This is a genomic window from Pseudomonas sp. PS01299, from assembly GCF_029960145.1.
GTDB classification, from domain to species: domain Bacteria; phylum Pseudomonadota; class Gammaproteobacteria; order Pseudomonadales; family Pseudomonadaceae; genus Aquipseudomonas; species Aquipseudomonas putida_A.
On sequence record NZ_JASCPO010000047.1, the window covers coordinates 15780 to 35795 of the forward strand.

At 62.0% G+C, this 20016-nt stretch carries 19 protein-coding genes; 9 read left to right on the forward strand and 10 right to left on the reverse strand.

Annotated elements, in window-relative coordinates; genetic code table 11:
* Positions 1–7: 7 nt before the first annotated feature.
* The 5 genes from miaA to QMX91_RS11255 are packed head-to-tail and all read right to left on the reverse strand — an operon-like array spanning position 8 to position 6271.
* Positions 8–979, reverse strand: coding sequence for a tRNA (adenosine(37)-N6)-dimethylallyltransferase MiaA (gene miaA / locus QMX91_RS11235; RefSeq protein ID WP_096794765.1), 972 nt, complete (start codon positions 977–979; stop codon positions 8–10).
* Positions 979–2877 (reverse strand): DNA mismatch repair endonuclease MutL, encoded by a 1899-nt coding sequence (gene mutL, locus QMX91_RS11240; protein ID WP_193774907.1) that lies wholly within the window; start codon positions 2875–2877, stop codon positions 979–981. Before mutL ends, miaA begins: the two co-directional genes overlap by 1 nt.
* Before the next feature lie 5 nt (positions 2878–2882).
* Positions 2883–4310: an N-acetylmuramoyl-L-alanine amidase gene (locus QMX91_RS11245; RefSeq protein WP_202370087.1), complete on the reverse strand. Its 1428-nt coding sequence runs from the start codon at positions 4308–4310 to the stop codon at positions 2883–2885.
* Positions 4311–4313: 3 nt separating this feature from the next.
* A complete protein-coding gene (gene tsaE, locus QMX91_RS11250; protein WP_098966932.1) occupies positions 4314–4784 on the reverse strand; it encodes a tRNA (adenosine(37)-N6)-threonylcarbamoyltransferase complex ATPase subunit type 1 TsaE in 471 nt (156 codons plus the stop codon).
* Positions 4772–6271 (reverse strand): NAD(P)H-hydrate dehydratase, encoded by a 1500-nt coding sequence (locus QMX91_RS11255; protein ID WP_134785303.1) that lies wholly within the window; start codon positions 6269–6271, stop codon positions 4772–4774. The genes tsaE and QMX91_RS11255 overlap by 13 nt, the downstream gene beginning before the upstream one ends.
* 63 nt (positions 6272–6334) lie before the next feature.
* Between QMX91_RS11255 and queG the strand changes: the two genes are divergently transcribed.
* Complete coding sequence (queG, locus tag QMX91_RS11260) at positions 6335–7399, forward strand: tRNA epoxyqueuosine(34) reductase QueG (RefSeq protein WP_202369984.1); 1065 nt, start codon at positions 6335–6337, stop codon at positions 7397–7399.
* A gap of 91 nt (positions 7400–7490) precedes the next feature.
* Here the strand turns inward: queG and QMX91_RS11265 are convergent, their stop codons facing one another.
* Positions 7491–8102, reverse strand: coding sequence for a trimeric intracellular cation channel family protein (locus QMX91_RS11265; protein ID WP_047290974.1), 612 nt, complete (start codon positions 8100–8102; stop codon positions 7491–7493).
* A gap of 204 nt (positions 8103–8306) precedes the next feature.
* Positions 8307–8849: an oligoribonuclease gene (gene orn / locus QMX91_RS11270; protein ID WP_003221098.1), complete on the reverse strand. Its 543-nt coding sequence runs from the start codon at positions 8847–8849 to the stop codon at positions 8307–8309.
* Positions 8850–8956: 107 nt separating this feature from the next.
* Between orn and rsgA the strand changes: the two genes are divergently transcribed.
* The 4 genes from rsgA to QMX91_RS11290 all read left to right on the forward strand — a co-directional run bounded on the left by rsgA (position 8957) and on the right by QMX91_RS11290 (position 12055).
* Positions 8957–9988 carry a small ribosomal subunit biogenesis GTPase RsgA gene (rsgA, locus tag QMX91_RS11275; RefSeq protein ID WP_003221096.1) on the forward strand — a complete coding sequence of 344 codons (1032 nt, stop codon included), beginning with the start codon at positions 8957–8959 and terminating at the stop codon, positions 9986–9988.
* A gap of 212 nt (positions 9989–10200) precedes the next feature.
* On the forward strand, positions 10201–10608 hold the full coding sequence (locus QMX91_RS11280; RefSeq protein ID WP_027611408.1) for a TIR domain-containing protein: 408 nt from the start codon (positions 10201–10203) through the stop codon (positions 10606–10608).
* 2 nt (positions 10609–10610) lie between these two features.
* Positions 10611–11570, forward strand: coding sequence for a caspase family protein (locus QMX91_RS11285; protein ID WP_135294832.1), 960 nt, complete (start codon positions 10611–10613; stop codon positions 11568–11570).
* Positions 11570–12055: a toll/interleukin-1 receptor domain-containing protein gene (locus QMX91_RS11290; RefSeq protein WP_027611406.1), complete on the forward strand. Its 486-nt coding sequence runs from the start codon at positions 11570–11572 to the stop codon at positions 12053–12055. Before QMX91_RS11285 ends, QMX91_RS11290 begins: the two co-directional genes overlap by 1 nt.
* A 52-nt stretch (positions 12056–12107) precedes the next feature.
* Here QMX91_RS11290 and motB read toward each other — a convergent pair whose 3' ends face one another.
* Both motB and motA read right to left on the reverse strand, forming a co-directional pair.
* A complete protein-coding gene (gene motB / locus QMX91_RS11295; RefSeq protein ID WP_282412717.1) occupies positions 12108–13184 on the reverse strand; it encodes a flagellar motor protein MotB in 1077 nt (358 codons plus the stop codon).
* Positions 13185–13187: 3 nt separating this feature from the next.
* A complete protein-coding gene (motA, locus tag QMX91_RS11300; RefSeq protein WP_007952169.1) occupies positions 13188–14039 on the reverse strand; it encodes a flagellar motor stator protein MotA in 852 nt (283 codons plus the stop codon).
* A 166-nt stretch (positions 14040–14205) separates the two neighbouring features.
* On the opposite strand from motA, the gene QMX91_RS11305 reads away from it, so the two are divergent.
* The 3 genes from QMX91_RS11305 to asd are packed head-to-tail and all read left to right on the forward strand — an operon-like array spanning position 14206 to position 17480.
* Positions 14206–15744 (forward strand): HDOD domain-containing protein, encoded by a 1539-nt coding sequence (locus tag QMX91_RS11305; protein ID WP_098966923.1) that lies wholly within the window; start codon positions 14206–14208, stop codon positions 15742–15744.
* Positions 15745–15786: 42 nt separating this feature from the next.
* Positions 15787–16620 (forward strand): thiosulfate sulfurtransferase, encoded by an 834-nt coding sequence (rhdA, locus tag QMX91_RS11310; RefSeq protein ID WP_282412718.1) that lies wholly within the window; start codon positions 15787–15789, stop codon positions 16618–16620.
* On the forward strand, positions 16620–17480 hold the full coding sequence (gene asd / locus QMX91_RS11315) for an archaetidylserine decarboxylase (protein ID WP_027611402.1): 861 nt from the start codon (positions 16620–16622) through the stop codon (positions 17478–17480). The genes rhdA and asd overlap by 1 nt, the downstream gene beginning before the upstream one ends.
* A 60-nt stretch (positions 17481–17540) precedes the next feature.
* Here the strand turns inward: asd and QMX91_RS11320 are convergent, their stop codons facing one another.
* Complete coding sequence (locus QMX91_RS11320) at positions 17541–17942, reverse strand: hypothetical protein (protein ID WP_027611401.1); 402 nt, start codon at positions 17940–17942, stop codon at positions 17541–17543.
* Between the two features lie 220 nt (positions 17943–18162).
* Here QMX91_RS11320 and QMX91_RS11325 point away from each other — a divergent pair, with 220 nt between their 5' ends.
* Complete coding sequence (locus QMX91_RS11325; protein ID WP_282412719.1) at positions 18163–19917, forward strand: molecular chaperone; 1755 nt, start codon at positions 18163–18165, stop codon at positions 19915–19917.
* The last annotated feature ends 99 nt before the right edge of the window (positions 19918–20016 follow it).

A 20016-nucleotide genomic window follows, 5' to 3' on the forward strand; every position in this document is an offset into this window, starting at 1 on the left:
CAAGGACTCAGCTCAATATGGAGATGGTCCCAAGGTATTTCAAGGCGCGTGGCAGATTGTCGCAATCAAGACTGTCCAGCCAGTGCAGTTCTTCCCAGCTGCGCAGCCAGGTGAACTGGCGCTTGGCCAATTGACGCGTGGCAATGATGCCGCGTTCCTGCATTTCAGCTAACGACAGCTTGCCATCCAGGTAGTCCCAGACTTGGCGGTAGCCTACCGCACGTATAGACGGCAACCCGGAATGCAGGTCACTTCTTTTACGCAGGGCTACGACCTCGTCGATGAACCCCTGTTCCAGCATATTTGTGAATCTTTGTTTAATGCGCTCATGCAGTACCTGGCGATTTGCCGGAGCAATGGCCAAGTTCGCGACAGTATAGGGCAATTGTTGCCGTCCCGAAGCGGCTGCTTCAGTACTTTGCGCAGATTGTTGCTGACGCAGGGCAGTCATGCTCTGACCGCTGACCCGATAAACCTCCAGCGCCCGACTCAGGCGCTGCGGATCGTTCGGATGAATGCGTGCCGCCGATACCGGATCGATGCTCGCCAGTTGATCATGCAAGGCTTGCCAGCCAAGGCGTGCAGCCTCTTCCTCGATCTGCGCACGGACTTCGGGATCCGCCGCCGGCATGTCCGCCAGGCCATCAACCAACGCCTTGTAATAGAGCATGGTGCCGCCGACCAGCAGCGGAATTTTCCCGCGTGCGGTGATTTCAGCCATGGCTTGCAGGGCATCGCGGCGGAAATCCGCAGCCGAATAGGCCTCGGCCGGATCAAGAATGTCGATCAACCGGTGCGGAAACTCGGCCAGCAGTTCTTTCGATGGCTTGGCGGTGCCGATGTCCATGCCGCGATAGACCAGCGCCGAGTCGACGCTGATCAGCTCGCACGGCAGCACCTTGGTCAGCTCGATGGCCAGGTCGGTCTTGCCCGCAGCGGTCGGGCCCATCAGGAAAATCGCTGGAGGAAGCTGGCTCATCAACGACCGCGCAGGAACAGTTTGTCCAGATCGTCCAGGCCCAGCTGGGTCCAGGTCGGTCGGCCATGGTTGCATTGTCCACTGCGCTCGGTGTTTTCCATGTCGCGCAGCAGGCCGTTCATTTCCGGCAGGGCCAAGCGCCGGTTGGCGCGGATCGCGCCGTGGCAGGCCATGGTCCCGAGCAGTTCGTTCAGGTGTGCCTGAATCCGGTCGCTGGTGCCGTATTCCATCAGGTCCGACAGCACGTCACCCACCAGCCGATTGGCCTCCGCCTGCTTGAGCAGCGCCGGAATCTGGCGGATCGCCAATGTTTCCGGGCCCAGACGCTGCAGCTCGAAACCCAGACGCTGGAACCATGCGGCGTGTTCTTCGGCGCAATCGGCTTCACGCTGACTGACCGCCAGCGACTCCGGCACCAGCAGCGGCTGGCCGCTGAGGCCTTCGCTGGCCATGGCGATTTTCAGGCGTTCGTACATGATCCGCTCGTGCGCGGCATGCATGTCCACCAGCACCAAACCCTGAGCATTCTCGGAGAGAATGTAGATGCCCTTGAGCTGCGCCAGCGCGTAACCGAGCGGCGGAATGTCTTCCTGGCCGGCTGGCAGCGCGTTGGTATTCGCTTCCGGTAACGGTGCGAAGAACTCGCGGTAAGCAGCTTGTGCCTCGGCGGCCGGCACAGCCGACTGCGGACGCGGCGTGTACTGATACTGATAAGCGCCACCAGCGCTGGCGCCCGACGAAGTATTGAACGCCGGTTGCGCCTGCGGCTGTTCCAGCAGCGCGTTGGCCGCCAGACGCATTTCGCCCTGCGGGCCGAACTCGCCGGCCTCGATGCCGCTTGGACGCACCACAGCGGTGGTGACAGAGCCGGCTAGCTGATCTTCCGGACGCACATCACCCAAGGCGCGGTGCAACGTGCCATAAAGGAAGTCATGCACCATGCGCCCGTCACGGAAGCGCACTTCGTGCTTGGTCGGGTGCACGTTGACGTCCACCGCCGCCGGATCGACTTCGAAAAACAGCGCGAAGGTCGGATGACGACCGTTGAACAGCACATCGCGATAAGCCTGACGCACCGCGTGGGCCACCAGCTTGTCGCGCACCGCACGACCGTTTACGAAGAAATACTGCAAGTCCGCCTGGCTGCGGTTGAAGGTCGGCAACCCGACCCAGCCCCACAGATGCAGGCCATTGCGCTCGATCTCGATCGGCAGCGCCTGCTCGAGGAACCCCGAACCACAGATCGCCGCCACACGCCGGGCGCGGGCTGCATCATCGTGGGCCTCGTGCAGGCTGAGGATGGTCTTGCCGTTGTGGCGCAGATGGAAGGCCACGTCGAAACGCGCCAGCGCCAGACGCTTGATCACTTCTTGCAGGTGATCGAATTCGGTTTTTTCGGTCTTGAGAAACTTGCGCCGCGCCGGCGTATTGAAAAACAGGTCGCGCACTTCCACCGAGGTACCGACCGGATGCGCCGCCGGCTGCACCCGAGGCGCCATGTCGCGACCTTCGGTTTCGACCTGCCAGGCCTGATCAGCATCGCGGGTGCGCGAGGTCAGGGTCAGGCGCGCCACGGAGCTGATCGACGCCAGTGCCTCACCACGGAAGCCCAGGCTCATCACCTGCTCCAGATCTTCGAGATTGCGAATCTTGCTGGTGGCGTGACGGGCCAGCGCCAGCGGCAGGTCGTCGGCGGAAATGCCGCTGCCATCGTCACGCACCCGCAGCAGCTTGACGCCGCCCTGCTCGACATCGACATCGATGCGCTTGGCACCGGAGTCGAGACTGTTTTCCAGCAACTCCTTGATCACCGAAGCCGGGCGCTCGACCACCTCGCCGGCGGCGATCTGGTTCGCCAGCCGCGGGCTGAGCAGTTCGATGCGTGCGGCGTTCAACACCTGATTCATTCTTTGGACGCCAGTTCGGTGCCGGGAATGGTCAGGTGCTGGCCGATCTTCAGCTCATCGCTACTTAGATTGTTGGCACTGCGCAGCGTCGCGGGGGACACCTGATAACGCACGGCGATCATCGCCAGCGTCTCGCCCGGGCTCACGCGGTGATCGCGCGGGCCTTGGGCGATCTTGCCGGAGTCACGCAGCCAGGCAATGTAGGTGCCCGGTGGCGGATTCTGCTGGAAGAACTGGCGCACGCCGCTGCTGATCGAACGCGCCAGCGCCTGCTGGTGGCTTGAAGCCGATAGTTTGTTCGCCTCGTTGGCGTTGGAGATGAAGCCGGTTTCGACGAGGATCGACGGGATGTCCGGCGACTTCAACACCATGAACCCGGCCTGCTCCACGCGCTGCTTGTGCAACGGAGTCACGCGACCGATGTTGGTCAGGACTTTCTGGCCGACGTTGAGGCTGGAAGTCAGCGATGCGGTCATCGACAAGTCAAGCAGTACGCCGGCGAGCATGCGGTCCTTGTCGTCGAGGCTGACGTTGCCGGCACCACCGATCAGGTCGGAACGGTTTTCGCTGTCGGCCAGCCAACGGGCGGTCTCGGATGTCGCGCCGCGATCAGACAGGGCAAACACCGAGGCACCGAAGGCTGCCGCAGACGGCGCAGCGTCGGCGTGGATCGAAACGAACAGGTCGGCGCCCTTCTTGCGGGCAATTTCGGTACGGCCGCGCAACGGGATGAAGTAGTCGCCGGTACGGGTCAGTTCGGCGCGGAAACCTTTCATGCCGTTGACCTGACGCTGCAGCTCGCGGGCGATCTGCAGCACCACGTCTTTCTCACGCTGGCCGCGCGAGCCGGACGCACCCGGGTCTTCGCCGCCGTGACCGGCGTCGATCACCACAATGATGTCGCGCTTGCCGGCCGGGGCCGGTGGCAACTTGATCGCCGGTTCCGACGGTGTCACCGGCACTGCCGGCACGGTGGCAACCGATGGCGTTGGCGCAGGTGGCGGCGCGGCATCGGCCGGGTTGTCGAACAGGTCGACCACCAGACGGTTGCCATATTGCGCGTTCGGCGCCAGCGAGAAACTTTTCGGGGTGACGGCTTTTTTCAGGTCGATGACCACCCGCAGATCGGTCGGCGTGCGCTGGGCCGAGCGCATCGCGGTGATCGGCGTGTTGGCGGTCGAGACCTTTAACGGCGCCCCCAGGGTGGCGCCATTGATGTCGATCACCAGCCGATCCGGTGCGGTCAGGGTGAAGACGCTGTGCTGCACCGGACCGCTCAGGTCGAAGACCAGTCGCGTGTTGTCCGGCGCCCGCCACAGGCGCACGCTGTTGACCTTTGTCTCGGCCACAGCGTTGACGGTTACTGCCATCAACATCAGTCCAACGGCAGCCACCAACGCGCGAAAGCGCATACCTAACCCCATCATTTAATTGGATTCCAATGCCAAAGCGGCACACCAGGCCTCGCCACGCGAGCCCTGGGATAAAATTTTCAGCGAACGCCCGCTGTCTTGCGGGCTAATGGTAATGGTCAGGTCAGGCTTTGGCAAAAAGCCTGCACCTTTATCGGGCCACTCGATCAGGCACAGTGCGTCGTCTTCGAAATAGTCGCGGATGCCGAGAAACTCCAGCTCCTCCGGATCGACCAGGCGATACAGGTCGAAGTGGAAGGCACGCACGTCGCCGATCTCGTAGGGTTCGACCAGGGTGAAGGTCGGACTTTTTACCGCGCCGACATGCCCCAGCCCACGAATGATGCCCCGCGACAGGGTGGTTTTGCCCATGCCCAGATTGCCTTCCAGGAAAATCAGGCCGTGGCCCTGGGTAATGCGGGCGATCCGTGCGCCAAAGTCGCTCATGGCCTGTTCATCGGCCAGGTACAGGGTTACTTCAGACACGGTGCATGCTCCTCCAACAACTGACGAATGACTGGAATCAGATCACTGGCCGCCAGTCCACGGCCGAATTTACCTTGTTGCGCGCCGGCATTGGCGTGCAGCCAGACGGCCAGGCAGGCGGCATCGAAGCCGTTCATGCCTTGGGCCAACAACGCGCCAGTCAAGCCGGCGAGTACGTCGCCCAGGCCGGCGGTGGCCATGGCCGGATGGCCTTGATGACACAGCGCCAGACGCCCATCGGGGTGGGCGATCAGGCTGCCGGCGCCTTTGAGCACGACGACGGCCGAGTATTTTTTGCTCAACGCCCGCGCGGCGGCCGGGCGATCTGCCTGCACCTCAGCGGTACTCACGCCCAGCAGGCGTGCCGCCTCGCCCGGATGCGGGGTGATCACGCATTCCTTGGGCAGACTGACAAATCCGCTCGCCAGCAGATTCAATGCGTCGGCGTCCCAAACCTGTGGCAGCGGCGCATTGGCAGCAGCGGATAACAGCGCCCGCCCCCAACTCGCCTGCCCGAGTCCCGGACCAACCACCAGCACCGAAACCTTTTCCAGCAGCCCCATCAACTGATTGGCCGACGACGTGCCGAGCACCATGACTTCCGGGATTCGCGTCAGCGCTGCCGGGACATGTTCCGAACGGGTTGCCAGCGACACCATTCCGGCGCCGCTGCGCAAGGCCGTTTCGCTACTGAGCAGAATCGCCCCGCCAAAACCCTGATCGCCGCCGATCAGCAGCAAGTGCCCGAAGCGCCCTTTGTGTGCAGCGGGCGCACGCGGGGCCAATCGTGGAAGATTAGCCGCCGAGAGACGCAGAGCGCTGACAGGAATGTCACGGTAAATGTCGGCGGCGGCTTGCAGATCGTTAAACACCAACGCCCCGACCTGATCCGCCGCATCCCCGGTGAACAGGCCGAGCTTCAAGCCGATGAAAGTCACGGTAAGGTCAGCGTGAACCGCAATGCCGAGGACATGTCCGGTATCGGCACACAGTCCGGAAGGAATATCCACCGCCACCACCGGCAGGCCACTGGCATTGATCGCCTTGATTGCAGCGGCATACGGTTCACGGACATCGCCGGCCAGCCCGGTGCCGAGCAAGGAATCGACAATCACCCCGCGCAGCTCGCTTTGCGCGGCCCAACCCTGCACGGCGACGCCATCGTTGATGGCCTGCGCATAAGCCTGTGCTGCATCGCCCTGCAAACGTTGCGGATCACCGACGGCCAGCACCCGCACCGCCCACCCGGCCCGGTGCGCCAGCGCGGCGATCAGAAAACCATCACCGGCGTTGTTGCCATGCCCGGCAAGCACAGTCATTTCGCTCGCCGACGGCCATTGCCGCACCAATGCACGCCAGGTCGCGTGCGCGGCGCGCTGCATCAATTCGAAGCCCGGCGTGCCCGCAGCGATCAGCCGCGCATCGAGTGCTCGCACCTGTGCAGCGCCATACAGCGCGTCGGGTAATTCATCTTTCGTGTGCGGCATGCGTCTTCGGGCTCCGATGTCTGGCAGAATTATACGCACCTCAGCTCCGGTTTCTCTCGCCTCATGTCCGCCATCACCACAGATCTGCCCGCCCTCGCCCAATCGATCAAGGATTGGGGCCGCGAGCTGGGCTTCCAGCAAGTCGGCATCAGCGGTCTGGACCTGGCCGAGCATGAGCAGCACCTGGAGCGCTGGCTCGCCGCCGGCTACCACGGCGAAATGGATTACATGGGCGCCCACGGCAGTAAACGCTCGCATCCGGAGCAACTGGTTCCGGGTACGTTACGCGTGGTTTCGCTGCGCATGGACTACCTGCCCGGCGACACGCAAATGGCGCAAATGCTCGCGCAACCGGAGAAAGCCTACGTTTCGCGTTATGCCTTGGGCCGCGATTACCACAAATTGATCCGTAAACGTGTGCAGCAATTGGCTGACAGGATTCAGTCGGAGATCGGCCCGTTCGGTTTTCGCGCCTTCGTCGACAGCGCCCCGGTGCTGGAAAAAGCCATCGCCGAGCAGGCCGGGCTGGGCTGGATCGGCAAAAACACTTTGGTACTGAACCGAAAGGCCGGCAGTTATTTCTTCTTGAGCGAACTGTTTGTCGATCTGCCGCTGCCGGTGGACGAACCGCACAGCAGCGAACATTGCGGGCGCTGCACCGCGTGCCTGGACATCTGCCCGACCAACGCCTTCGTCGGCCCCTATGTGCTGGACGCCCGGCGCTGCATCTCCTACCTGACCATCGAACTGAAAAACGCCATCCCCGAAGACCTGCGCCCGCTGATCGGCAACCGCGTGTTCGGCTGCGACGACTGCCAGATCGTCTGCCCGTGGAACCGCTTCGCCAAGCCATCCGGGGAAAGCGATTTCAAGCCCCGGCACAACCTGGACAACGCCGAACTGGCGGAACTGTTCATGTGGGACGAGGATAAATTTCTCAGCAGCACCGAAGGCTCGCCGCTGCGCCGCGCCGGTTACGAGCGCTGGCTGCGCAATCTGGCGGTCGGCTTGGGCAACGCGCCGTCGAGCATTCCGGTACTGGAAGCCTTGAAAGCGCGCCGTGATTACCCGTCCGATCTAGTCCGCGAACACGTCGAGTGGGCGCTGAAACAACACGGTCAATTGTAGGAGCTGCCGCAGGCTGCGATCCTTTGATATTGTCTTTTAAATATCAAAGTCAAAAGATCGCAGCCTGCGGCAGCTCCTACAGGGGAATGCATTAATGCTCGTCGTTGTAGACGAACTTGGGCATTTCCCAGTGGAAACGGATGGCCAGCAACCGCAACAGAAAACCGCCGAACAAGGTAATCAGAATCGCCTGTTCGCTCGGCACATTCAGGTACAGGCAGAGCATGTAGCACCACGCGGCGGCGAACGAGACGCTGGCGTACAGTTCGCGGCGGAAGATCAGCGGGATGTCGTTGCAGAAGATGTCGCGCAGGATGCCGCCGAAGACGCCGGTGATCACCCCACTGACCGAGGCCACCAGCATGCCGTGGCCCATTTCCAACGCGGTCATGCAGCCGATCAGGGTGAACGCCACCAGACCGACCGCATCGAGCACCAGAAACAATGAGCGCAGGTGACGCATCCAGCGTGCGGTGAATACAGTGAGCATCGCGGCGGCCGAAGTCAGCACCAGGTATTCCGGGTGCTTGACCCACGTCAGCGGATAATGCCCGAGTAACACATCGCGCACCGAACCGCCGCCCAATGCAGTGACGCAGGCGATCAACACCACCCCGAACCAGTCCATGCCGCGCCGCCCGGCAGACAGCGCGCCGGTCATGGCTTCAGCGGTAATGGCGATCAGATAGAGCATCAGCAACATGGCGGCGGTCCTGGCAGGAAGGCGCGCAGTCTAGCCATTTCAGCGCCGCACCAGAAGGGGGCGCGCTCCGGGATGCATTTCTGACTTGAATCTTACGGGACTCTGACGCCCTCTTCGCGAGCAAGCCCGCTCCCACAGGGGGGACGCATTCCAAATTGTGGGAGCGGGCTTGCTCGCGAAGACGTCAGGGCAGACACCCCTCAATCAGAACTTGATGAAATGCTTGCGGTAGTGCTGCAGCTCGGCGATCGACTCGCGGATGTCGTCCAGCGCCAGGTGAGTGCTGCCCTTCTTGAAGCTGTCGCGCACGTCCGGTGCCCAGCGTGCGGCCAGCTCTTTTAGCGTCGACACGTCGAGGTTGCGGTAGTGGAAGTAGCTTTCCAGTGCCTTCATGTGGGTATAAAGGAAGCGACGATCCTGGCAGATGCTGTTGCCGCAGATCGGCGACTTGCCCTTCGGTACCCATTTCTCGAGGAAAGCGATGGTTTCGGCCTCGGCCTCGGCCATACTGATACGGCTGTCACGCACGCGCTGGGTCAGGCCCGAGTTGCCGTGGGTGCGGGTGTTCCACTCGTCCATGCGGGCGAGCACTTCGTCACTGTGGTGAATGGCGATCACCGGGCCTTCGGCCAGGGTGTTCAGGTCACTGTCGGTGACGATGGTGGCCATTTCGATGATGACGTCGTTTTCCGGATCCAGACCGGTCATTTCCAGGTCGATCCAGATCAGGTTCTGCGGGTTTTGCATATTCGGGCTCCTAGGCAATGCTGCGCAGTTTAGCCTAGGCCGGTGCCCGGGCGTGCTAAACTCGCGGCCGTTTTACCTAATCGCTGCATTCTTCAGACGGAACACCCATGGCCAAACGCCAACTCAATCGTCGTCAAAACTGGCGCATCGAAAAGATTCAGGGCGAGCGCGCCGCCCGCGCCGCCAAACGCGAGTCCTCGGCGGTCGAAGCCCTCGAGGGCGGCGATCTCGGCCCCGAGCAACACGGCCTGGTGATCGCCCACTTCGGTGTGCAGGTCGAAGTCGAGGCCGTGGACGGCGAACAGGCCGGCCAGGTTTTCCGTTGCCACCTGCGCGCCAACCTGCCGGCGCTGGTAACCGGTGATCGGGTGGTCTGGCGCGCCGGCAACCAGGGCATCGGGGTGATCGTCGCGCAACTGCCGCGCAGCACCGAACTCTGCCGCCCCGACAGCCGTGGCCAGCTCAAGCCGGTCGCCGCGAACGTCGACATGATCGTCATCGTCTTCGCACCGCTGCCCGAGCCGCATGCCAACCTGATCGACCGCTACCTGGTCGCTGCCGAACACGCCGGCATCCGCCCGTTGCTGTTGCTGAACAAGTTCGACCTGATCGACGAGCAGAACGCCCCGGCGCTCAATGCCCTGCTGGCGGTGTACCGCACGCTGGGTTATCCGGTGCTGGAAGTCTCGGCGCATCACGGCAATGGCATGGAACAGTTGCAGAAGCAGCTCGACGGGCGCATCAGCGTGTTCGTCGGCCAGTCCGGCGTCGGCAAGTCGTCGCTGGTCAACAGCCTGCTGCCGGAAGTCGAAACCCGTGTCGGCCCGTTGTCGGAGCTGTCCGGTCAGGGCACGCACACCACGACCACCGCACGCCTGTTCCACTTCCCGGGCGGCGGCGAGTTAATCGACTCCCCGGGTATCCGTGAGTTCGGTCTGGGCCACGTCAGCCGCGCCGACGTCGAAGCCGGTTTCATCGAGTTCAATGACCTGCTCGGCACCTGCCGCTTCCGCGACTGCAAACACGATCGCGAACCGGGTTGCGCACTGCTCAAGGCCCTGGAAGACGGCCGCGTGCAGCAGCAGCGGATGAACAGCTACCGCTCGATCATCGCCAGCCTGCCGGAAAACGGCTACTAAACAGCTGCACCGGCAGCCCCTCGTCCGAGGGCTGCCGGATGTGGGACCGCGCCTGACAAATCCTCGATTCCGTTAAACGTCAGACTCTTCTGACAGACTCGTTCGCACCTGTTTGCAGGACATTTCTCTTTCACCGCCCAGCCCTTGTAGGCTCGCGTCAGATGCCTAGATTGGGGTCCTCCTTCGCACCTTCGCGACCTTCGAGGAACCCCATGCAGACCTATCACCTGTTCATCAGCCATTCGTGGAACTACGCCCACGCTCACGACAATCTGGTACGCCTGCTCGGCGCCAGACCGGATTTCAGTTTCAAGAATTTTTCCGTGCCGCCGCACAACCCGATCATGGGCGCGCAGACCGACAAGCAACTCGAAGAAGCCATCGAAAACAAGATTCGCCCGTGCTCGGCGGTGCTGATCATGGCCGGGATGTATTCGACTTACAGCAAGTGGATCAACAAGGAAATCGAGATCGCCAAGCGCATGGGCAAAGTGATCATCGCGATCAAGCCGTTCGGCGCCGAGCGTATTTCCAGCGTCGTGCGTGAGGCGGCGCACGCCGAGTGCGCGTGGAACACCAACAGCATCATTGGTGCGATCCGTCAGCACACGGCGGTGTAACCATGCGCAAGGGACTGTTTATCGGCATCAACCACTACGACCACGTCTCGCCCTTGAGCGGCTGTAACAACGACGCCATGGCCATGGCGTCGGTGCTGGAGCGTCATGCCAACGGGCGACCGAACTTCAGCAGCAAAGTGCTGACTTCAGCCGAAGAAAAACTCACGCTCAGCCACATGAAACAGCAGATCCAGAGCCTGTTCTCAGGCGATTGTGACGTGGCACTGCTGTACTTCGCCGGCCATGGTCAGTTTGACACCAGCATCGACGAAGGACTCCTGATTCCCCAGGACTATCAGCCTGGCGGAGACGGGATCCGCATCAGCGACATTCTGGAGTGGGCGGACAAGGCCCCGCACATCAAGAACAAAATCATCATTCTCGATTGCTGCCAGGCCGGCGCAGCAGGCGCCATGCGCAATCTGCGTGGCGGCAGCAGTGTGATCGGCGAAGGCGTGACCATTCTCACGGCCTGCAAAAAAGAACAGTACGCCCTGGAAAGTCGCGGTCATGGCGTCTTCACGGATCTGTTGCTGCAAGCGCTGCACGGTGGCGCTGCCAACGTACTCGGCAAGGTCACCCCCGGTAGCGTTTACTCGTTTGTCGACAATGCGCTGGGCGCCTGGGAACAGCGTCCGGTATTCAAGACCAATGTCTCGCAGTTCGTACCGCTACGCGAGGTCGCGCCGCTGATTGCCGAGGAAACCCTGCGCAAACTCAAGGACTGGTTCCCGGAGCCGAGCTTCGTTTTCAGACTCGATCCCAGCTACGAGCCCACCGAAGCACTGTTCGACCCCGAGCACGGCGACATTTTCAAGCAACTGCAAATGTGCAACCGCCACAGCCTGATCGAACCGGTGGATGCCGAGCACATGTACTACGCCGCGCTCCACTCCACGGGCTGCCGCCTCACGGCGCTCGGCGCCTATTACCGTGAACTCGCCCTCAAAGGACACTTCTGATGCCCGTATTCATCAGCTACCGCCACATGGATCGCCCGCAGGCCATGGCGATCAATGCGCAATTGATGCAGGCCAATATCAAAACCTACCTCGACGTGCTCGACCCAGAATCGCAGACCACCGATGACATCACCGGCGTGATCACCCGCAACATCACCGAATGCACACACCTGCTCGCGGTGGTTTCAGAGAAAACCGCTCTGTCGTGGTGGGTACCGTTCGAAATCGGCGAAGCGACGATCAGCAACCGCCGGATCTGCTCGTTCCGCACCGGGCCGGCAAAGCTGCCGGAGTATCTGGACAAGTGGCCGAAGCTGAGCACGGCCAGTGATCTGAATTTCTTCATCGATGCCTATCGTGAAGAAGTATCGAGCAAGCGCTCGATGACGCTGGATTCGAGCAACGAATCCTTCAGCGGCACCTATAAGCGCAACGCCGATCTTTTCCATGAACAACTGAAGAACCGGATTCGGCGCGGTTTCTGAGACCAATCGACAGCCACAAAAAAGCCGACATCACTGTCGGCTTTTTTGTCGGTCACTGCTTCGGCGCAGGGGCCGGCGCAGCAGTTGGTGGAGCTGTTGGCGCTGGCGCCGGAGTCCCCGGCGCGGCCGGTTTCGGTGCGGCGTCGTCGAACAGGTTCAGGCGTTCGCGCAACTCGTGCGCCGGCACCGGTTGCTGATCCGCCGGCAGCGCGTTCGGATCGACCGGCGTCGCCGGAGCGGCGCCGTTCTGACCTTCGGCGGCTGGCTTGGCCGCGTCGGCACCTTGCGAACCTTCGATGGCGGCCTGGGCCTTTTTGGTCAGAACCACAATGTCGATGCGGCGGTTGACCGGGTTGAACGGGTTTTCCTTGTCGAACAACGCCGACGAGGCATAACCGACCACCCGCGCCACCTGCGAATCCGGATAGCTGCCTGCCACCAGCGCACGCCGCGCGGCGTTGGCACGGTTGGCCGAGAGTTCCCAGTTGCCGAAATCGCCGGTGCCGGTGTACGGCTTGGCGTCGGTGTGGCCGCTGATGCTGATCTTGTTCGGTACCGCTTTGATGGTGTCGGCCATGGCCAGCAGGATGTCTTCGAAGTACGGCTTCAGACGCGCGGAGCCCGAGTCGAACATCGGCCGGTTTTCCGCGTCCATGATCTGAATGCGCAAGCCGTTCGGGGTGATCTCGAACAGGATCTGATCCTTGAACTTCTGCAGCTGCGGGTTCTCGTCGACCTTGTTCTGCAGTTCTTGCAGCAACAGCTCCAGGCGCTCTTTCTCGACCTGCTCGGCCATGCCTTCGACCTGTTCGGTGTCGACCGTGACCTTGTCCGGTTGCGGCTGCGACTTCACCTCAGGGTTGAGGGTGTTTTCCGGCGCCAGGGTCGGCGTGCCGCCCAGATCAATGATGTACGGCGTGCCACTTTCGGAGAAGCCGACCGGGTCCTTGAAGTAACCGGCGATGGCGATCTTTTGCTCAGGCGTTGCGGTGGACAGCAGCCACAACACCAGGAAGAACGCCATCATCGCCGTGGCGAAGTCGGCGAAGGCGATTTTCCACGCCCCGCCGTGGTGCCCACCGGCTATGCGCTTGACGCGCTTGATGATTATCGGCTGATTATTTTCCATGGCTTAGCGACCGCGAACGGCTTGTTCCAGCTCGGCAAAGCTTGGACGGTGCGCCGGGTACAGAACCTTGCGCCCGAACTCCACGGCCAGCGATGGCGGCATGCCGGAAGCCGACGCCACCAGCGAGGCCTTGATGGCTTCGTAGACGTTCAGTTCTTCCTTGGCATCGTGCGCCAGGGAATGCGCCAACGGCCCGAAGAAGCCGTAGGCCGCGAGAATACCGAAGAAGGTACCGACCAGTGCCGCACCCACGTGCAGACCGATGGACTTCTGATCGCCTTCACCCAGGGACGCCATGGTCACCACGATACCCAGTACCGCCGCAACGATACCGAAACCGGGCATGGCGTCGGCGATGCCGTTCACCGCATGGGACGGGTGCTCGAGATCTTCCTTTAGGCTGTAGAGTTCCATGTCGAACAGACCTTCCAGCTCATGCGGAGCCATGTTGCCGGAGGACATGATGCGCAGGTAGTCGCAGATGAACGCGGTCATGCGTTCGTCTTTGAGCACGGCCGGGTACTTGGCGAAGATCGGGCTCGCGGCAGCGTCTTCGATGTCGCCTTCGATGGCCATCATGCCTTCGCGGCGGCTCTTGTTGAGGATCTCGTAGATCAGGCCGAGCACTTCCAGATAGAACGTGTGGCTGAAGCGCGAACTGAACATGCTCAGGGATTTCTTGAGCACGTGCATCGTCATGTAACCGGGGTTGGCCTGGAGGAATGCACCGAGGGCCGCACCACCGATGATCATCACCTCGAAGGGCTGGATCAGGGCGGCAATTTTGCCGTGGGAGAGCACGTATCCGCCGAGCACGCTCGCGAATACGACGATGATGCCGATAATTTTAGCCATAGGTAGAAAGTACTTATTTAAGTCGGGTTCAAGGTCATATTCGGAAGTTAAAAAATCTCTTCTTCTACTTATCGGCAAAACTGCGCCAGACTATAGCCAGTTCAGGCGAAAAGCCAATTTAGCCCATGCCGGGCGCGTCTACAGTCAGTGAAGATCTCGTCCAGACATGGCTAATGAAACGAACGTCCCACACGCAAAACCGACCACGCTCGAGGGCTGGGTCAAACTGCTCGATGGCGTGCGCCTACCCGTGCCGCAAGAGGCGCACGACAAGGTTTGCCGGGCGATCCGCGACAACCGCAGCTCGCTGCGCGATATCGCCGACCTGATGCAGGACAGCCCGGCGCTGGCCTTGAGCATCATCCGTGAGGCAAATCGTCACACCCACGGCACCATGGCCGCTCCGGCGGAAAATCTCGAGGTGGCGATCAACCGTCTTGGCCTGGCGCGTACCGAAGAATTGCTCGCGCGTCTGCCCGTCGAACCGCAGATGCAGATCCCCAAGGCCCTGCGCCAACTGCAAATGATCAGCCAGCACGCGACGCAACAGGCCAACGGTTTTTTTGCCAGTCGCCTGGCGCGCCTGTGGCAGGACATTCACTGGGGCAGCCTGTTGTTTCTCTCGCCGTTATGGCCGCTGGCGCTGACGTTTCCCGAATTGCTCGAAGAGTGGGAGCTGCGGGTTATCCACAAGGGCGAATCGGCGCGCACGGTCGAGAAGCAATTGTTTGGCGTGCGCCTGTTGAAGATCGCCGAGGCGCTGGTGCAAGTCTGGCACCTGCCGATCTGGGTGCAGCAGGGCTATAAACTGCTGCTCAGCGAACAGCGCGAACTGGTGAAAGTTCTGCGCATCGCCCGCGACAGCGAACATCCGTTGCGCCAGCAGAATCGCCTCGACGACGATCCGACCCTGCGCCGCTGGCTCAACCAGCCGGCCAACACCGTGTTGCTGGCCAACGGCCTGGCGCTGTCGGCACAACAGGCCTGGGACAGTCCGCACAGCGAGCGCTGGCAGTACCTGACCAGCCTTTATCTGCAAATCTCGATGGACGAAGTGCAGCAGCAGTTGCACCAGCAAGCCGCCAACAGTGCGCGCCAGCATGCCATGCCCGATCTGTGGCACCCGGCCGTTTCATTATTATGGCCATGGGGCACCCATCGCTTGCCGGCCGGGATGCTGCCGGCGGCGGCGCCGAATGCCGAGGATCTGACTCAATGGCGCCGGCAATGCGCCGAACTGCTGGCCGAGCCGAGCCGCTTCACCAATGCCATGAGCCTGACCGTCGCCGCCCGTGATGCGCTGGTCGCCAGCGGCATGCGCCGGGTGATGATTCTGATGGCCGACCGCACGCAATCGAATCTGCGGGTGAACCAGACCTTCGGTTTGCCGAAGGAAGCCGCCGCGCTGAATTTTGTCGTCAGTCAGAGCAAAGTCTTGCAGCGCCTGCTCGCCCAACAGGCACAGGTGCGGATCAACCCCGAGAACAACGCACAATTTTCCGCATTGTTGCCGCCGGGCCTGCGTGCGCTGTTCCGTGGCGAGCATCTGTTCCTGCGTTCGCTGGTCAATAACGGCCGGGTGATCATGATCGTCGTCGCCGACCAGGGCGGTGGGCCGTTCGCCGACATCAGCGTGCAGGCTTTCGGCAAAACCGCGCAGTGCATCGAAAAGGCCCTGCACAGCTTTAGCAGCCGTGGTCGATGAGGCTGCGCTACAATCCCCCCCTTTGTGCTCTGGAGACCTCACATGTCTGACTTCTCTGGCTTGCCGCTCGTCATCGAACCGAGCGACCTGCTCCCTCGGCTGGATGCCAGCGAACTGATTCTGGTGGACCTGACCAGTGCCGCCCGCTATACCGAGGGCCATCTGCCCGGCGCACGTTTTGTCGACCCCAAGCGCACCCAGCTCGGCCAGCCGCCGGCGCCGGGGCTGCTGCCGGCCAAAGCCGATCTGGAAGCGTTGTTCGGTGAGTTGGGCTATCGTCCAGACGCGGTCTACGTGGCCTATGACGACGAGGGCGGTGGCTGGGCCGGGCGTTTCATCTGGCTGCTCGACGTGATCGGTCACGACAAATACCACTACCTCGACGGCGGTCTGCCGGCGTGGCTGGAAGCGGGCATGCCGATGTCGATCCAGGTTCCGCCTGCGGTGGGTGGGCCGGTGGCGCTGACCCTGCATGACGAGCCGACGGCAACCCGCGAATACCTGCAAAGCCGTCTCGGCGCCGCCGATCTGGCGATCTGGGACGCACGCGGGCCGCTGGAATATTCCGGTGAGAAAGTGCTGGCCGCCAAGGGTGGACACATCCCCGGCGCGGTGAACTTCGAGTGGACCGCCGGCATGGACAAGGCGCGTCAGCTGCGGATTCGCACGGACATGCCGCAGATCCTCGAAGACCTCGGGATCACCAAGGACAAAGAAATCATTACCCACTGCCAGACCCATCACCGGTCGGGCTTCACTTATCTGGTGGCCAAGTCCCTCGGTTATCCGCGGGTCAAGGGCTACGCCGGTTCCTGGGGCGAATGGGGCAACCACCCTGATACGCCTGTCGAGATTCAAGGTTCTAAGGACAACTAATGAAAGAGCGTCTGTTTATCCTCAGCCAGTACCTGCTGCCTCATCACCTGCTGTCGCGCCTGGCCGGCTGCGTCGCCGAGTGCCGCGTGCGCTGGTTCAAGAATGCCTTCACCCAGTGGTTCGCCAAGCGTTATCAGGTGGACATGTCGCAAGCGCTGGTCGAAGACCTGACCGCCTACGAGCACTTCAACGCCTTCTTCACCCGAGCCCTGAAAGACGGCGCGCGGCCACTGGACCAGACTCCGGGCGCGATCCTCAGCCCGGCCGACGGTGCGGTCAGCCAGCTCGGCCCGATCGAACACGGTCGGGTGTTCCAGGCCAAGGGCCACAGCTTCAGCGTGCTGGAACTGCTGGGGGGTGACACGGCGAATGCCGCGCCGTTCATGGGCGGCGACTTCGCCACCATTTACCTGTCGCCGAAGGATTATCACCGCGTGCACATGCCGCTGGCCGGCACCCTGCGCGAGATGGTCTACATCCCGGGCCGGATCTTCTCGGTCAACCAGACCACTGCGGAAAACGTTCCGGAGCTGTTCGCCCGCAACGAGCGTGTAGCATGCATTTTCGACACCGAACGCGGGCCGATGGCCGTGGTGCTGGTCGGCGCGATGATCGTCGCTTCGATCGAAACCGTGTGGGCCGGTCTGGTCACCCCACCGAAGCGCGAACTGAAAACCTTCCGCTACGACGAAGCCGCCCGTGCGCCGATTCATCTGGAAAAAGGTGCGGAACTGGGGCGCTTCAAACTGGGTTCGACGGCGATCGTGCTGTTTGGCCCGGATCAAGTGAAATGGGCTGAAGAACTAGTGGCGGGTTCGCCAGTGCAAATGGGCCAGGCCCTGGCCCTGCCGACGGCCTGAGCCGGCTGATCCGCCCTTTCACACGTCTGTGAAGGGGCGGACACGACCTGGGAGGCGCCGTTACTCTATCTGCCCACGGAAGCCGATCGGCCCTTCGTTGGCGTAGGTATTGGTGCCACTGAGGTTTTTCCCTCCATCGCTGGAAGTGACGCTCAACGCGACAACGTTCTGATTGTCCCGGCCACCGATCACCCACTTGCCGCCCGGATGCCATGGGGCATCATTGCCACCCCACTGGTTCTCGACGTTGTATTGATTTTGACCGGTGCGCTGCGCCTTGAAGCCAATCGGGCCTTCGCCGGCGTAAGTCATGGTGCCGGTGAAGCTTTTGCCGCCATCGCCCGACTTGATCTCGATGGCGACGACTTGCTGGTTGTCCCGCCCGCCCAGCACCCAGGTTCCACCCGGATGCCACGGTGCCGAACTACCGCCCCATTGATTTGCCACTGCATATTTAGACATGAACCTCATCTCCTTGAAGTTTCGGGAGACCTGCCCGAGGTTGACGGCAGGCCGTGCAACCGTGCGTTTCCGATCGCACGTCTGAGAGACTAGTAGGGCTTGTTGAATGGCATCCGGCCAGCAGACCAGCGGTCAAAAAGCCTGATGCCATCCGGCGAAACAGACCACAGCTGCTAGAGTTCTTGGTGTTGCCAATTTCGCCGCTGGAGCCAGTCACGGCATGAGTGAGTCACGCCCCCAACCCTCCCTGCGCGCCTCGATCCCGACGCAAACGCGCCTGTCGTTCTGCGAAGCCACCCCGCGCGACCTCAAGCGCTGGATCGCCGGCCTGCCCAAGGCCAACATCGGCGAAACCGCCCGCCAGTTGTATCAAGGCCTGGGCGAACTCAACCAATTGCTCACCCCTAGTGACAATCGCCTGCAACTCCTCGAACTGCTGCGCCCTGAGGTTTACTTCGTCTGCCAGCATCTGGAGCGGCATTTCCTGCATCAGGCGATCATGCTCGATGACCGTTCGCGCAAGATCAGCAACCTGTGTCAGGCGCTGCAAAGTCATCTGGCTATCGGCTACAAGCAGATCGTTCTGCGCATTGTCCCCAAGTATCACAAGGATCGTGCGGCGCTGGTCAGTCAGGCCCTGCAACGGGCCGCGCATGCGCTCAAGGGGCAACTGCTGCGGGCGACGCAGCTGTACAGCCCGCCGCCGGAACATCTGTGGTTCGAGCTGCATCAGTTGTATCGCTGCGCTTGCGCCTTGCAGTTGCAACAGCGTCGGGTGCATGACGATCTGGCGAGCCTGAGCAGCGAACTGAGCCTGGAACAGACCTACATCGCCGCCCTGCTGCTGGGCAGCGCCCGTTGCAATCAACTGCGGCAGAACCAGATCGCCCGGCTGGCCGAAGTGCTGGAGCCGTGGAGTGCCCTGCTCAAGCTGCATCCCGGCAGCCCGCAGGATGGACTGTTCGCCATCAGCGCTGAACTGGACGCTGGCCTGCGCTACCGCAGCATGTTTCGCAAAGAACAACAGGGCGCATTGCTGGGCTTCGATCCGCAACCGCTGGTGAACATGATCGAAGCGCATTTACTGCAGCAGGAGACGTCGACGCCGCTACCGGTCCCGGCAGGACTGAGCCTCGATACCCTGCAACATTTGCACGCCAGTTGGGGACAGGCCGCCGAGCGCAGTTTTCAGCGCACCGCCGGTCAAGGCAGCCTGACCGTGTGCGTCGGCATGAGCGCCCTGCACTTTTACCTGGGCGGCGAACGCAGCTTCAGCGAACTGCTGAAACATCCCGGTGCTCGCGCGGCCAATTTCAGTCGCGTCGTGGTCCAGGGCGAAAAGGACAGCTGGAGCCAGGCCTTCGACGCCGCACCGCTGGGCGCGACTGAAGAGTTGCTGCCGTACGAAGAAATCCAGTACGACCATCTGGGCGAAGACGAGAGCAACACCGACAGCCCTCCACACTATCCGACCTACAGTTTGCCGGTGATCAACCACAGTCCCGGCGGCTATTGTCTGGCGTGGCCGAGTGAAGTGCCCGCCGAATTGCAGGCCGGGGAAATGCTCGGAATTCAGGACAGTGCGAATCAGGGCTGGAGCATTGCGGTGGTGCGCTGGATTCGTCAGGTGCGCGGCAGCGGGCCGCAAATGGGCATAGAACTGGTCGCACCACACGCCGAACCTTGCGGTTTGCAACTGGTGCGCTCGCGAGATGATCACAGTCAGTATTTGCGCGGTCTGCTGCTACCGGAGATCAGCGCCATCGACCTGCCCGCGACCTTGCTCGCCCCGCGCCTGCCGTTTCAGGAAGGCAATAAAGTGCTGATCAACACCCACGGCGAAGAACACCGCGCCGGGCTGGATCGACGGGTGGCGAGTACGCACAGTTTCAATCAGTTTGCCTATCGCTCGCTGGAGGCCGCGCAGAATGGCGGGGGCGAGGAGGATTTCGATTCGTTGTGGAAATCGCTTTAGATCGGGTTGAGCCCTTCGCGAGCAAGCCCGCTCCCACAGGAGACCGAGTTCAATGTGGGAGCGGGCTTGCTCGCGACAGGGCCCGCTCAGACGACAGAG

Coding starts and splice junctions, on each gene's coding strand:
- QMX91_RS11280 (WP_027611408.1), top strand. CDS start 10,201: ATGCAGACCTATCACCTGTTCATCAGCCATTCGTGGAACTACGCCCAC.
- QMX91_RS11245 (WP_202370087.1), bottom strand. CDS start 4,310: ATGGGGTTAGGTATGCGCTTTCGCGCGTTGGTGGCTGCCGTTGGACTG.
- asd (WP_027611402.1), top strand. CDS start 16,620: ATGAAAGAGCGTCTGTTTATCCTCAGCCAGTACCTGCTGCCTCATCAC.
- queG (WP_202369984.1), top strand. CDS start 6,335: ATGTCCGCCATCACCACAGATCTGCCCGCCCTCGCCCAATCGATCAAG.
- QMX91_RS11265 (WP_047290974.1), bottom strand. CDS start 8,102: ATGTTGCTGATGCTCTATCTGATCGCCATTACCGCTGAAGCCATGACC.
- miaA (WP_096794765.1), bottom strand. CDS start 979: ATGAGCCAGCTTCCTCCAGCGATTTTCCTGATGGGCCCGACCGCTGCG.
- QMX91_RS11305 (WP_098966923.1), top strand. CDS start 14,206: ATGGCTAATGAAACGAACGTCCCACACGCAAAACCGACCACGCTCGAG.
- motA (WP_007952169.1), bottom strand. CDS start 14,039: ATGGCTAAAATTATCGGCATCATCGTCGTATTCGCGAGCGTGCTCGGC.
- QMX91_RS11325 (WP_282412719.1), top strand. CDS start 18,163: ATGAGTGAGTCACGCCCCCAACCCTCCCTGCGCGCCTCGATCCCGACG.
- QMX91_RS11285 (WP_135294832.1), top strand. CDS start 10,611: ATGCGCAAGGGACTGTTTATCGGCATCAACCACTACGACCACGTCTCG.
- QMX91_RS11255 (WP_134785303.1), bottom strand. CDS start 6,271: ATGCCGCACACGAAAGATGAATTACCCGACGCGCTGTATGGCGCTGCA.
- motB (WP_282412717.1), bottom strand. CDS start 13,184: ATGGAAAATAATCAGCCGATAATCATCAAGCGCGTCAAGCGCATAGCC.
- QMX91_RS11290 (WP_027611406.1), top strand. CDS start 11,570: ATGCCCGTATTCATCAGCTACCGCCACATGGATCGCCCGCAGGCCATG.
- rsgA (WP_003221096.1), top strand. CDS start 8,957: ATGGCCAAACGCCAACTCAATCGTCGTCAAAACTGGCGCATCGAAAAG.
- orn (WP_003221098.1), bottom strand. CDS start 8,849: ATGCAAAACCCGCAGAACCTGATCTGGATCGACCTGGAAATGACCGGT.
- rhdA (WP_282412718.1), top strand. CDS start 15,787: ATGTCTGACTTCTCTGGCTTGCCGCTCGTCATCGAACCGAGCGACCTG.
- QMX91_RS11320 (WP_027611401.1), bottom strand. CDS start 17,942: ATGTCTAAATATGCAGTGGCAAATCAATGGGGCGGTAGTTCGGCACCG.